The organism is Pseudomonas halotolerans (genome assembly GCF_039581215.1).
Classification (GTDB): domain Bacteria; phylum Pseudomonadota; class Gammaproteobacteria; order Pseudomonadales; family Pseudomonadaceae; genus Aquipseudomonas; species Aquipseudomonas tehranensis.
Window position 1 is genome coordinate 345481 of sequence record NZ_JBCNTJ010000004.1, and the last position, 13141, is coordinate 358621.

The window sequence follows — 13141 nt, forward strand, 5'->3', positions numbered from 1 at the left end:
GGGCTGGAGTCTGCCTCAAAAATTGCGAAAACAAAGCGCGCACTCTAACCGCTGTGCTCTACCGGGCGCCAGCCATGGCGCTGAATATCAACACGATTATTCAGGACACTGACCCCTTCCATGCGCAGGCGCGCGCGTTGTTCATCCCCTGAGGCGCTGCCGACCGGCAGGCTTATCCGACCACCGGCGCCCAACACTCGATGCCATGGCAGCTTTGTGTCGTTCGGCAACTGACTGAGGGTACGCCCTACCCAGCGCGCCGCTCGGCCCAGGCCGGCCATCTCGGCGAGCTGGCCATAGGTCACCACCTTGCCGGCCGGCACTTGTGCCAGCGTTAGGTACAGGGTAGTGCGGCGGATCTGGGCGGCGTTCTCTAGGGTCGCGGGAGCATCGGTCACATTCAGGCGTCCTGAGGAGGGGCGTATTGCCGTTTGTAGATTAAGTCGCGCCAGATTGGTTGAGAAGTGAACTCATTACAAATACTTCGGTCATTCCTTGCTAAGGTGTCGTCCCGGGGGATAATGCCGCCTTTTCACCGCAAACTTGAGCTCTTTATACGCTTATGTTGTCTAGAACTCTGCTATGCCTAGCTGTCACCAGCGCCTCCATGCCATTGCTTGCCGATACCGTCTGGTTGAAAAACGGTGACAAGCTCAGCGGCAAGATCACCGTTTTCGATGGCGGCAAGTTGCTGATCCAGACCGATTACGCCGGCGCGATTCCCATCGACTGGAAACAGGTCAAGACCCTTGAAAGCGACCAGCAGTTGCTGGTCAAGCAGGATGCCTACACCGGCGAAAAAGCCAAGGCGCTGCAGGCGGCCGAGGACGGCAAGGTGACCCTGGCCAATGGCGATGGGCCTAAAACCGTCGAGCTGGCGAGTATCCAGCAAATCCTCAAACCCAAACCGGTGGTCGAGGATTTGGTGTGGAAGGGCAATATCGATGCCGCACTGGATTATCAGCGCGCGGAAAACGATACCGATGACTACGACATCGATTTCAAGACCTCGGCGCGCCATGGCAGGTGGCGGCATACCGCTGAGGGCGAATACAACCGTGAATTCCAGGATGACGTGGTTTCCACCGACAACTGGAGGCTGGAGTATTCCCTCGACCGGTTCCTGACGGATAAATGGTTCTGGCAAGGGCGCCTGAACTACAAGCGCGACAAAGTCGAAGAGCTGGCTCGCCAGCGCGTGGTGGGCACCGGTCCGGGCTATCAGTTCTGGGATGACGAGTTGGGGGCTTTCTCGTTGGGCTCTCTGCTCAACCGCACCGATTACGAATACCGCGACGGTGGAACGGACAACTTCTATTCCATCGCCATGAAGTGGGACTACAACCGTTACCTGATCGGCAAACGCGTCGAGTTCTTCACCAATGGCGAAGTCGGCAAGCCGCTGTCCGGCGTCGCCGAGTACGCCTACGACGCTGAGGTAGGGCTGCGTTACAAGGTTACCGACTGGGCTTCGCTCAACCTCAAGGCCGAAAAAGATGTCATCGAGGGTACCGAAGACAGCGACCTGAGCAGGACGCGCTACACCGCCGGGTTTGGCGTGACCTGGTAATTCGGGCTAACACAGACCCTAATGTGGGAGCGGGCTTGCTCGCGAAAGCGGTGTTTCAGTCAACGAAAATGTTGCTGATCCACCGCTTTCGCGAGCAAGCCCGCTCCCACATTTTTTGTGCGTGGGCAAAAACACACAGGCACAAAAAAGCCCCGCTTTTGAGGGCGGGGCTTTTTACTAAAGCAAGGACAAGTTAGATAACTTGAACTTCTTCAGCTTGCATGCCTTTCTGACCGCGGGTAGCGATGAAAGAAACCTGTTGGCCTTCTTTCAGGCTTTTGAAGCCGTCGGATTGGATAGCTTTGAAGTGAACAAACAGGTCGTCACCGGATTGTGGAGTGATGAAGCCGAAGCCTTTTTCATCGTTGAACCACTTAACGGTACCAGTTTGGCGATTAGACATGGTGTAACTCCTTGAACAAAGATAACTGCGACTCAGGAAGAACCCTGGCCGAGACTGAGTGCAAAGAGCAGGAAAAATTCTTGTAGATGGTTGGATCGAAATTCAACATATCGTGTAGAGATTCTCAGTGACACAAGCAACACAGTGACGTCACCTTAACCCTTTTTCCGGTACGTGCCAATGGTCTTTGCGAAGGTTTCTCGGTTTTGGTGACTGACGGCCTCCGGGTATTGCCGTCAGGGCCTGGAAATCAAGGCGGATCGGCGAGATTTGCGTCGGGCGCTTTGAACCCGGCCCCGCGCCCCGGTAAGATGCCGGACGTATTTTTTCCACCTCGCTATTCAGGACACCCGCCATGAGCATCAAATCGGACAAGTGGATTCGCCGCATGGCGCAAGAGCAGGGCATGATCGAACCCTTCGTAGAGCGCCAGATGCGCGGCGAAGGCGCCGACCGGCTGATTTCCTTCGGCGTCTCCAGCTACGGCTACGACGTGCGCTGCGCCGACGAATTCAAGGTGTTCACCAACATCAACTCGGCCACCGTGGACCCGAAGAACTTCGACGAGAAGAGCTTCGTCGACGTCAAGAGCGACGTCTGCATCATTCCACCGAACTCATTTGCCCTGGCGCGCACCGTCGAGTATTTCCGTATCCCACGCAACGTGCTGACCATCTGCCTGGGTAAAAGCACGTACGCGCGCTGCGGCATCATCGTCAACGTCACGCCGCTGGAGCCTGAGTGGGAAGGCCATGTGACCCTGGAGTTCTCCAACACCACGACCTTGCCGGCAAAAATCTATGCCAACGAGGGTGTGGCGCAGATGCTGTTCCTTGAGTCCGATGAAGAATGTGAAGTGTCCTACAAGGATCGTGGTGGTAAATACCAGGGCCAGCGCGGCGTAACGCTGCCGCGTACCTGATTCTGACGAACAGTTTGAATTCCTGGGCGGGCAGGCACTCTATGGGGTGTACTGCCCGTTTTTTTGCCTCAGCGCAGCGGGCCTTCGCCCAGGAGTTGCTCTATGAAGATCGATCCGCGAATCAGTGCCGAACTGGCAAAGCTTGAGCCCAATCAGATCGGTGTCATGGCGTGGTCACTATTGGCCCACCCTGCCGAAGCGGCGGGCGGTATTCCAGGCCAGCCTGATCCCGATACCCCCAACGAACAGCCCCTTGAACCCAGCGAACCCGGTGAACCCACTCTGCCGGATGAGCCGCCTCCTGCGCCGGTTGCCTGATCTCAGTTACTGGAAGCTACAAGCAGCAAGCGGCAAGGGGACACGTTGCCGCTTGCCGCTTCAGGCTGTCAGCTGATCGGCCATATCTCGTTATCCCCAATGACAAAGACCCTGCAGTCGTTGTCCTGTTCGACCCGATGACCGCCTGTGAATGCGCCAAAGGCCGGTAGCAGGCTGATATCGCTGGCCAGCCGGAAGCAGGCCAGGCGCAGCCGTTGCCGACCTTTGCCGCTCAGGTGGTAGACGGGATGCACATGGCCGGCCAGGACGTGGCGGCTGGGATGCGGATCGGGCTCATGTTGTACGGCGAAAGGCCCCAGCAACAAAGGCTCCGGCACGACCCGGATGTTCAGCGCCAGCGGCGGGTCGCCGGCGCGCTTGTCGTGATTGCCGCGAATCAGCGTCATGGCCAGGTGCTGATGGCGTTCACGCCAGCTAGAAAGGGCCTTCAACGTGCCGGGGGCATGGGAACCTGGACCGTGGAGAAAGTCGCCCAGGAAGATCAGTTGGCGGCACGGCAGGCTCGCCAGTAGCCCGTCGAGCACGGCGATGTTGCTGGCCGTCGTGCCATGGGGCACCGGTTGGCCAAGGCTGCGATAGGCAGCGGCCTTGCCGAAATGCACATCGGCGACCATCAGGGTTTGCTGGGCGGGCCAATACAGGGCTTTTTCCGGCAATAGCCAGAGCTCTTCACCGGCCAGGCTGACGGGATAGGGCGCCGGCATCAGGCGTCACCACGGTCGGCGGTCTTTTCCAGTTCGCTGACCATCCGCCGGATGCGATCGGCGAGCTTCTCCGAACTCATGCTTTCCCTGAATCGCTCCACCAGCAACGGGAAACCCAGTGGGGTGGGGCGCTTGATGACATGCAGGTCGAGTTTCAAGGTATTGAGGCGTTCCAAGGTCTGCTCAAGTCGACGTATATCCAGTTCTTCACGCAAGACTTCTTCCCCGGCCTGGGCCAGCAAGAGGTTGTCGGCGTCGTACTGCTTGAACACCTGAAAGAACAATCCGCTGGACGCCTGGACTTGGCGGGTACTCTTTGGCGCGCCGGGATAGCCGGCAAATACCAGTCCGGCGATACGGGCGATTTCGCGAAAGCGTCGAAGCGCCAGTTCTCCGGCGTTCAGGCTCGCCAGCACATCGGCCAGCAAGTGGTCGACGCTCAGGAGTTCCGGCCCCAGGTGTTGCGTCCAGTCCAGTGCCGTGGCGCTGAGCAGTTCCAGGCCGTAATCGTTCACCGCGATGGAAAACGTCACTGGCTGTTGCCGGCTGACCCGCCAGGCCAGCAGGCTCGCCAACCCCAGATGAACCTGACGCCCGGCAAAGGGATACAGAAACAAGTGCCAGCCCTCGCGGGATTTAAGGCTCTCGGCCAACAATGTTTCTTGCGTGGGCAAACCGGACCAGCGTTGTTGAGTTGATAACAAGGGCTGCACGGCGCTCATCTCCGGGCCATCGAAGTGGCCTGCGGCGGCCTCGCTCAGACGGGCCACCACGGCGGCCGCCAGCTCGCTGGAAAGCGGCATCCGACCGCCGTTCCAGCGCGGCACGGCGGCCTTTTTGGCCTGGCTGCGCCGCACGTAGGCGGTCATGTCCTCAACCCGCACCAGTTCCAGCAAGCGTCCGGCAAACAGAAAGCCGTCACCGGGACGCAGGCGAGCGATGAAGCCTTCTTCCACGCTGCCCAGGGTTTTGCCACCACCGCCTTTGCTCCAGAACTTCAATTGCAGGCTGGCGTCGCTGACGATGGTGCCGATGCTCATGCGATGACGTCGTGCCAGTCGCGCATCGGGGACTCGCCACACGCCGTGTTCGTCCGGCTCGACCCGCCGGTAGTCGGGATAGGCGGTCAATGACAGCCCGCCATGGCGCACGAAGGCCAGGGCCCAGGTCCATTCGACTTCGTTGAGGTCCCGGTAGGCCCAGGCGCCGCGCACTTCCTCGAACAGTTCGTCAGGCAGGAAGCCGCCGCCCAGGGCCATGCTGACCAGATGCTGGACCAACACATCCAGCGGCTTGTGGGGCGATTCCCGGGGTTCGATGCGCCGTTGAGCCACGGCGTCTTGCGCGGCGGCGGCTTCGATCAGCTCCAGGCTGTGGGTCGGCACCAGCGTGACCCGCGAGGTTCGTCCCGGCGCATGACCGGAACGCCCTGCGCGCTGCATCAGCCGCGCCACGCCTTTGGCCGAACCAATTTGCAGGACCCGTTCGACTGGCAAGAAGTCCACCCCCAGATCCAGGCTGGAGGTGCAGACCACCGCCTTGAGCTGCCCTTCCTTGAGGGCCTGCTCTACCCAGTCGCGAGTTTCCCGGGACAATGAACTGTGATGCAGTGCGATCAGCCCGGCCCAGTCCGGTCTGGCTTGGAGAATGGCCTGGTACCAGATTTCCGATTGCGCCCGGGTATTGGTGAACACCAGGCAACTGCTGCTCGCGTCTATTTCAGCAACGACCTGGGGCAGCATCTTCAGACCGATGTGGCCGGCCCAGGGGAAACGTTCGATAGTCGGAGGGAGCAGGGTATCGACCCGCAGCGCCTTGCCATTGGCTCCCTGCACGCTAATGCCGTTGCCTTGTGGGATGAGTACCCGCTCGGCGTGGGCCTGGTTACCCAAGGTGGCGGACACGCCCCAGACGATGAGTTGGGGATGCCAGCGCCGCAAGCGCGTCAAAGCCAATTGCAACTGCACCCCCCGTTTGTTGCCGAGCAACTCGTGCCATTCATCCACCACGACCATGCGCAGCGTCGAGGTGGCCGTTTGCGCATCGGCACGGGCGAGCATCAGGGTCAGGCTTTCGGGCGTGGTGATCAGCGCAGTGGGCAGGCGTCGGCCCTGGCGGGCACGTTCGTTGGCGCTGGTATCGCCGGTGCGCAGGCCGACGCTCCAGGGAATCTGCAGCTCTGCCAAGGGGGCTTCGAGGGCTTTGCCTGTATCGGCGGCCAGCGCGCGCATCGGCGTGATCCACAAAACCGTCAGCGGTTCGGCCACGGGTTTGCGTTTACGGGGTTTCTGCGGCGGTGGCGCCGGGCGGGCGAACCGGTTGAGTGCCGCGAACCATACTGCGTAGGTCTTGCCGGCCCCGGTGTTGGCGTGCAGCAGCCCGGACTCGCCACGTTTGACCGCAGCCCACACTTGTTTTTGAAAGGCGAACGGCTTCCAGCCGCGGGCGCTGAACCATTGGTTTGCGAAATTGCTGGATGTCGCCATACCCGCCGCGTGCGTCCTGAAAGTCCTTCTTCAGTGACCACAATGGCGTATGAAAGGTTTTATGCAGGTTGTCGTGGCGAGCGAGCGTGCTTTTGTGGCGAGGGAGCTTGCTCCCGCTGGGGCGCGAAGCGGCCCCCTCGCGGTGTGTGTCAGGCAGAAACAGGGGGCCGCTTCGCAGCCCAGCGGGAGCAAGCTCCCTCGCCACAAAAGCAGTCTGTCAGGTTTGTCAGGTTTATTTCAGATTGCCACTGAGAAACTGCTGGAGCCGCTCGCTCTTGGGATTGCCCAGCACGTCTTGCGGCGCGCCTTCTTCTTCCACCAGGCCCTGGTGCAGAAACAGCACCTGATTCGACACCTGGCGGGCGAAGCTCATTTCGTGGGTCACCATGATCATGGTCCGGCCTTCTTCGGCCAGGCCCTGGATCACTTTCAAGACTTCTCCCACCAACTCCGGGTCAAGGGCCGAGGTGGGTTCGTCAAACAGCATCACTTCCGGCTCCATTGCCAGTGCGCGGGCGATGGCCACGCGCTGTTGCTGGCCACCGGAAAGAAACGCCGGGTACTGCTCGGCCACGCGCGCCGGCAGGCCGACCTTGTCCAGATAACGACGGGCACGGTCCTCGGCTTCCTGCTGACTGACGCCCAACACCCGGCGCGGCGCCATGGTGATGTTTTCCAGCACAGTCATGTGGCTCCACAGGTTGAAGTGCTGGAAAACCATGGCCAGGCGGGTGCGGATGCGCTGCAATTCATTCTCGTCGGCCACGCGCATGCCATGGCGGTCGTTGATCATGCGGATCGGTTGGCCGTCCAGGCTCATTGCACCGTCGTTGGGTTGTTCCAGAAAGTTGATGCAGCGCAAAAAGGTACTTTTGCCCGAGCCGCTGGCGCCGATCAGGCTGATGACGTCGCCGGTCCTGGCCTTGAGCGAAACGCCTTTGAGCACCTGATGTTCGCCATAGCTCTTATACAGGCCTTCGATGGTCAGTTTGTACATGGGGCATGCATCCTCAAGGCGAAAGTAGGTAGCCGCTGCGGTAGGCTTCGGTGCCGGCGACATGGGCGATCACCATGCCGGCGGTGGCCATGCGACGCAGCGAGCGGGCGTACAACAGCCCGGCATTGCAGCAATGAACGGGGGTGACGGTGTCGTTGATGGGGTCGATGATTTGCGCCACCTGTTGCCCCGCCTCCAGGTATTCGCCGGGCACGGCGCTGTAGACCAGCAGGCCGCCGACCGGCGTCGCCACTGGCTCCACGCCAGCGAGCGGCGTGGCCGGGTAGAGCAGATCGGGCAACGGCATTGGTTCGCCGTCAATGGCGCCGAAACGGATCAGGTATTCGATCAGGGCCTGGCAGTCGAGGCTCGCCAGGTCGTGGGTGACGTCGCCCTGGCCGCGCAGTTCGACGGTGACCGAAAAACTGCCCAGCGGAATTTCGAATTGTTCGCCGAAGCGTTCCTTGAGTTGCCACCAGAGCAGGGTGAAACATTCATCGAACGACTGACCGCCCGAATCCGTGGCCAGCAGGCTCGCCTCGGCACCGATGTAGCGGGCCAGCGGCTCGACCTGGGGCCAGGCCTCGGGGGTGGTGTAAAGGTGGGCGACGGCTTCGAAATCACAATGCAGGTCCAGCACCATGTCGGCGTCGCAGGCCAGCCGTTGCAGAACCAGGCGCTGTGATTGCAATTGCGTGCTGGCGGTCTGGCGGGCGAGGGCGTCGCGCAGGTGTTTGCGGATCAGCGTCAAGTTGTGCTGTGGGTCGTCAGTGAGCTGGCCTTCGATCTGGTTGCCGATCTCTTCGCTCAGGTCGACAAACCGGCGGTTGAAATTCTGCCCGCTCTCCATTTCGTAGCGGCCCAGCGGCACGTCCATCAGCACTTGTTCCAGGCCGATGGGATTGGCCACGGGCACCAGCACAATCTCGTGCCGCAGGTGGCCCGAAGCTTCGAGTTCGGCCAGGCGCTGCTTGAGGTGCCAGGCCACCAGCATGCCGGGCAACTCATCGGCGTGCAGGGACGACTGGATATAGATTTTACCGACGGCTTTTTCCGGGCCGAAGTGAAAGCTGTGGATCTTGCGTGCGGTCCCCGGCAGTGGGGCCAGCAGGTCATGAATCTGGTGGCGCATGTGCGTGTGTGTCCTGAAACAGAAGCCCTAGTGAGTCGGCCCGAGAAAGGCCAGCCAGCGGCGTTCGGCGAGGCGGAAAAGGCCCACCAGTGCAAAGGTGACGGTCAGGTAGATCAACGCGGCGATACCGAACGACTGGAAGGTCAGGAAGGTGGCCGAGTTGGCGTCCCGGGCGACTTTGAGCACGTCTGGAACGGTAGCGGTGAACGCCACGGTCGTCGAGTGCAACATCAGGATGACTTCGTTGCTGTAGTACGGCAGCGAACGCCGCAGTGCCGAAGGCATGATCACGTAGGCGTACAGCTTCCAGCCCGTCAGGCCATAAGCCTTGGCTGCTTCGACTTCGCCATGGTTCATGCTGCGGATCGCCCCGGCGAAGATTTCCGTGGTGTAGGCGCAGGTGTTCAGGGCGAAGGCCAGGATCGTGCAGTTCATGGCATCGCGAAAAAAGCTGTCGAGCAGGGGCTGGGCGCGCACCGCTTCAAGGCTGTAGATGCCGGTGTAGCAGATCAATAGCTGTATATAGAGCGGCGTGCCGCGGAACAGGTACGTGTAGAACTGCACGGGCCAGCGGATGTAGACCTTGGGTGAAACCCGGGCGATGGACAGCGGGATCGAGATCACGAAGCCGATCAGCAGCGAGGCGCTGAGCAGCCACATTGTCATGGCCAGGCCCGTGATGTGATTGCCGTCGCTGTAGAGGAACGGCCGCCAGTATTCCTGAAGAAGTTCGATCATCGCACTGCCTCCCGTGCGCCGGCGGCGTAACGGCGTTCAAGCCAGCGCAGGACGACATTGGACGCGCTGGTGATCAGCAGGTAGATCAGCGCCGCGAGCACGAGGAAGTAAAACAGTTGGTAAGTGCTTTTGCCGGCATCCTGGGCGGCCTTGACCAAATCGGCCAGGCCGATGATCGACACCAGCGCGGTGGCCTTGAGCATTACCATCCAGTTATTGCCAATGCCCGGCAGGGCAAAGCGCATCATTTGCGGAAACACCACGAACCGGAAACGCTGGCCACGCTTGAGGCCATACGCCGTGGCGGCTTCGACCTGACCCCGGGGCACCGCGAGAATCGCGCCGCGAAAGGTTTCGGTGAAGTACGCGCCATAAATGAAGCCCAGGGTGATGACCCCGGCGCCGAATGGGTTGATCTCGATGTATTCCCATTCCATGAAGTCGGTAAAAGAGGTCAGCCAGGTTTGCAGGCTGTAGAAGATCAGCAGCATCAGCACCAAGTCCGGCACGCCACGAATCAGCGTGGTGTAGAGCTGGGCCGGGATACGCAGCAGTTTGACGCTGGACAGCTTGGCGCTAGCCCCCAGCAGGCCGAGCAAAACGCTCAGTAACAAAGACAGGACCGCCAGCTTGATGGTCATCCAGGTGCCCTGCATCAGCAGCGGGCCGAAGCCCTGCAGGCTGAAGGCGCTGAGCCCCAGATTTTGTAGGAGTTGTTCGAACATGAAAGAGGCCTTTGGCAGAAAAAAAGCGCCCATCCGAGGCCGGATGGGCGCTGCGCATTATTTGCCGCTGTACAGATTCAGATCGCCAAAGTGTTTCTTCTGGATCTTGGCGTACGTGCCATCGTCGTGTAACGCTTTGATACCTTTATCCAAAAGTGCCTTCAGCTCTTTGTTACCTTTCTTGATACCGATGGCGGTCTTGGAAGGCAGCAGTTCGCTGTCCACGGGTTTGCTGACTTCATAGTCACCCCCTTTTGGCGATTTCAAGAAGCCCAGTTCGGCCTGCAGCATGTCCTGGATCGACGCATCGAGGCGGCCGGAGGTCAGGTCGGCATAAACCTGGTCCTGGTTCTGATAGGCCTGGGTCTTGACCCCAGCCTTGTCCAGTACGGTTTTGGCATAGGTTTCCTGGATGGTGCCTTGCTCGTAACCGACGGTTTTGCCTTTGAGAGACGCGACATCTTCGCTCAGGCCGGAGCCCTTCTTGAACACATACGAGGTCGGGCCGGAGAACAGCTCGTTGGAGAAGTCGATGACTTTTTCTCGCGCCGGTGTCACGGTCATGGACGAGATCACGCCGTCGAACTTATTGGCCTTCAGGCCCGGGATCATGCCGTCGAAATCGCTTTCGACCCAGCGGCACTTGACCTTCAATTCTTCGCAGATTGCATTGCCCAGGTCGATATCGAAACCTACCAGGCTACCGTCAGCGGCTTTGGATTCAAACGGGGCATAGGACGGGTCGACACCAAAACGCAGCTCCTTGTATTCCTTGGCCGTGGCGACGCCGGCGGCCATGCACAACGCCAGTGCAGAAAGGGTCAGCAGTGCTTTTTTCATTATTCAATCCCTAAAACCAATATGAGCGCTTGTGGCGCGTAAGTATTGTTACCGGTGAAGGCGAGAACGGTATGACGGCGTAAAGGTAGCAATTTTCGAACCAGAGTGCCGAACAAGCGTTTTAAAAACGTTGGCGGCAGCCGGCGGGACGTGATGGTGCGCAGGGATGAGCGGGCTTTAAAAAAATGCACCAGGATGGCGCGGACGCTGCGTTCAGACGCTCCTGTGGCGAGGCCCCACGGCGACTTGATGGTCTATAAGGTATTGCCTGCGGGCAGATAGCTACTGTATAGGTCGATGATGGCAGAGCGCCAAGCGCCTGAGTTGAAGACTGTGGAAAGCACACGATGAAATGCATTGCTGTGATAGTCACGCTAGCGTTCAGCAGTCTGGCTCAGGCCGCACCCATGCGCTGGGGCGATGTTCGTGACGGCAGCCTCTATTTGCAGGCGGGGCGCGACGACACGTTGCACGTCAGTTGGGTACCGGCCTGGCAAAACGATGCTAATGAGGAACGTATTTACCTGCTGGACGGGCAGGGGCAGTTGCGCGACGAGCGTTTTATTTCCGCCAGCGAAGGTAGCGGCAAACAAGACTGGGCATTGCCCGCCAGCGCCGCCAGCTACCGCGTGGAAGTGCCGGGCTATAGCTTCAGGCGCTATCGCTTCGAGCACGACGACAAAACCGTCGCCCTGTTCGCGCCGACGAAAGTGCACTTCAGCGTCGAGACCGCCGCCAACGTCGAGTTGTATTTCAAGGTCCGCGGCGGCGAGCAGGCGATTTTGGCAGGCAAGTATTTCGGCGGTGTCAGGGCTCTGAATGCCGAGCGCCTGGGCGATGGCAAAAAAGTCGAACTGAGGCTCAAGCCCTACCAGGCGTACCCGAAGTTCGACCAGATGGCCTTACCCGTCAGCGATAAGGATCAAGATTGGCGCCTGCGCCTGCAAGGCAAAGGCAAAGCGGCTTTCTGGCTGGACGGCACCGCCAACCTGTTTGCCCAGCGTCCTCAGCACTTGCAGCCGCTGCGGCAGGACAGCGGCCGTACCGAACTCGCCCTGCATCCCGAAATGTTGGGGCCCACGCCGCGTCTGGGCTTGGCCTTGCCCTACCGGCTTCCCCCGCCGGCAAGCTACAGCGCACTCGACGCGCTCAAGCCCCGTGCGGGTAGCTTTTACAGCATTGTCGACGTCCTGGCCGCTCAGCCCCATTTCGAAGATGCTTTCAGGCGTTTTTATCTGGAGCGCGGTGGTATCGATACCAACATCACCTTGCTCGCGGGCTCTGGGCGTAAGGCCGACCTGGAGGCCAACAGCCAGACCCTTGCCGGCCTGAACGCCTGGCTGGCGACAACCGTGGCCCTGGGTCGTGGCACTCACTACCTCTCGTTTGCCGACGAACCCAACTACAACTACCCGGACTATGCGACGTACAAGCGCTTCTTCGACGCCCTGTATCGCCAGGTGCTCGACTACCCCGGGGCACGGGAGGCCGGCGTGCGTATCGCCATGCCCGCCAGCTCGCGCTTCGTCAACGGACCGTTTATGCGACGAGGTGCCCAGCACCGTGGCATCGACTGGGCTCGGCGCATGCTCGACGAATCGGCCCCGCAAATCGATGCCTTGGCCTGGCACGAGTGGATGATTCGCGACCTGCTGGCCACGCGGGTCTATCGCGACTCGGTGCGCCGGGCTGCGGAAATCGTCGGCCTGCAAGCCGATGGCCGGCCACGCAAGGCGTTGTTGCTGGACCAGACCAATATCTCCAGCGGTTCAAGCGTGAGCCCCTACGAACAGGAGACGCGCTTCGCATCGCTCTGGTGGGCCTCTGTGGCGATCAACTCAGCCCAGGATGGTTTGCTCGACGTGCTCAATTGGTTTCCGGCCGCTGACGATCCGCATCACCTCAAAGGCATGATCCGCCTGACAGGGCCTGATCGCTTCGAGCTCAAACCGGTAGGCTTGGCGCAGCACTTCATCCAGTCGCACTGGCTCGATCAGGTTGTGCGTATGGACAACAGCGCGTTCGAGGTCGATGCCCTGGCGATGGCCCGCGGCAACGAACGCAGCGTGCTGGGCGTAAACAAGGGCGACCGTCTGCAACGGATCAGCCTGCAGGGCGCAGGCACTGCCTGCCCATCCCTCGTCCTTTTCGGTCCTGATAGCCGCCAGCGCGATGCCCCTGTCCAGTGCCGGGATGGACGCATCCGTTTTGAAGTGCCGGGTGAAAGTATTTTCGCCTTGACGTGGAGGGCGTCATGACCCGGGCCGACGCTGGCCCTGTTCGGA

The 13141-nt window shown here is 60.5% G+C and carries 13 protein-coding genes; 4 read left to right on the forward strand and 9 right to left on the reverse strand.

Features of this window, described 5'->3' with window-relative positions:
• Positions 1–44: 44 nt before the first annotated feature.
• Positions 45–425, reverse strand: coding sequence for an MGMT family protein (locus AAIS01_RS08370; protein ID WP_343468642.1), 381 nt, complete (start codon positions 423–425; stop codon positions 45–47).
• Between the two features lie 137 nt (positions 426–562).
• On the opposite strand from AAIS01_RS08370, the gene AAIS01_RS08375 reads away from it, so the two are divergent.
• The gene (locus tag AAIS01_RS08375; protein ID WP_343468584.1) at positions 563–1570 is read left to right on the forward strand and encodes a DUF481 domain-containing protein; all 1008 of its coding nucleotides are present in this window, start codon (positions 563–565) and stop codon (positions 1568–1570) included.
• Between the two features lie 193 nt (positions 1571–1763).
• On the opposite strand, the gene AAIS01_RS08380 is transcribed toward AAIS01_RS08375, so the two are convergent.
• A complete protein-coding gene (locus AAIS01_RS08380) occupies positions 1764–1973 on the reverse strand; it encodes a cold-shock protein (RefSeq protein WP_002554837.1) in 210 nt (69 codons plus the stop codon).
• Positions 1974–2328: 355 nt separating this feature from the next.
• Here AAIS01_RS08380 and dcd point away from each other — a divergent pair, with 355 nt between their 5' ends.
• Together dcd and AAIS01_RS08390 are read left to right on the forward strand one after the other, a co-directional pair.
• Positions 2329–2895: a dCTP deaminase gene (gene dcd, locus AAIS01_RS08385; protein ID WP_214918353.1), complete on the forward strand. Its 567-nt coding sequence runs from the start codon at positions 2329–2331 to the stop codon at positions 2893–2895.
• 102 nt (positions 2896–2997) lie between these two features.
• The gene (locus AAIS01_RS08390; RefSeq protein WP_047228427.1) at positions 2998–3213 is read left to right on the forward strand and encodes a hypothetical protein; all 216 of its coding nucleotides are present in this window, start codon (positions 2998–3000) and stop codon (positions 3211–3213) included.
• A gap of 68 nt (positions 3214–3281) precedes the next feature.
• On the opposite strand, the gene pdeM is transcribed toward AAIS01_RS08390, so the two are convergent.
• From pdeM to AAIS01_RS08425, 7 genes are all read right to left on the reverse strand, one after another.
• Positions 3282–3938: a ligase-associated DNA damage response endonuclease PdeM gene (pdeM, locus tag AAIS01_RS08395; RefSeq protein WP_343468585.1), complete on the reverse strand. Its 657-nt coding sequence runs from the start codon at positions 3936–3938 to the stop codon at positions 3282–3284.
• Positions 3938–6424 carry a ligase-associated DNA damage response DEXH box helicase gene (locus AAIS01_RS08400; RefSeq protein ID WP_343468586.1) on the reverse strand — a complete coding sequence of 829 codons (2487 nt, stop codon included), beginning with the start codon at positions 6422–6424 and terminating at the stop codon, positions 3938–3940. The genes pdeM and AAIS01_RS08400 overlap by 1 nt, the downstream gene beginning before the upstream one ends.
• Positions 6425–6656: 232 nt before the next feature.
• Positions 6657–7421: an ABC transporter ATP-binding protein gene (locus AAIS01_RS08405; protein WP_343468587.1), complete on the reverse strand. Its 765-nt coding sequence runs from the start codon at positions 7419–7421 to the stop codon at positions 6657–6659.
• A gap of 13 nt (positions 7422–7434) precedes the next feature.
• Positions 7435–8553 (reverse strand): succinylglutamate desuccinylase/aspartoacylase family protein, encoded by a 1119-nt coding sequence (locus AAIS01_RS08410; protein ID WP_343468588.1) that lies wholly within the window; start codon positions 8551–8553, stop codon positions 7435–7437.
• 27 nt (positions 8554–8580) lie between these two features.
• Complete coding sequence (locus tag AAIS01_RS08415; protein WP_343468589.1) at positions 8581–9291, reverse strand: ABC transporter permease; 711 nt, start codon at positions 9289–9291, stop codon at positions 8581–8583.
• A complete protein-coding gene (locus tag AAIS01_RS08420) occupies positions 9288–10016 on the reverse strand; it encodes an ABC transporter permease (protein ID WP_047228421.1) in 729 nt (242 codons plus the stop codon). Before AAIS01_RS08420 ends, AAIS01_RS08415 begins: the two co-directional genes overlap by 4 nt.
• Before the next feature lie 57 nt (positions 10017–10073).
• Complete coding sequence (locus tag AAIS01_RS08425) at positions 10074–10856, reverse strand: transporter substrate-binding domain-containing protein (RefSeq protein ID WP_343468590.1); 783 nt, start codon at positions 10854–10856, stop codon at positions 10074–10076.
• Between the two features lie 347 nt (positions 10857–11203).
• On the opposite strand from AAIS01_RS08425, the gene AAIS01_RS08430 reads away from it, so the two are divergent.
• Positions 11204–13114: a hypothetical protein gene (locus tag AAIS01_RS08430; protein WP_343468591.1), complete on the forward strand. Its 1911-nt coding sequence runs from the start codon at positions 11204–11206 to the stop codon at positions 13112–13114.
• The last annotated feature ends 27 nt before the right edge of the window (positions 13115–13141 follow it).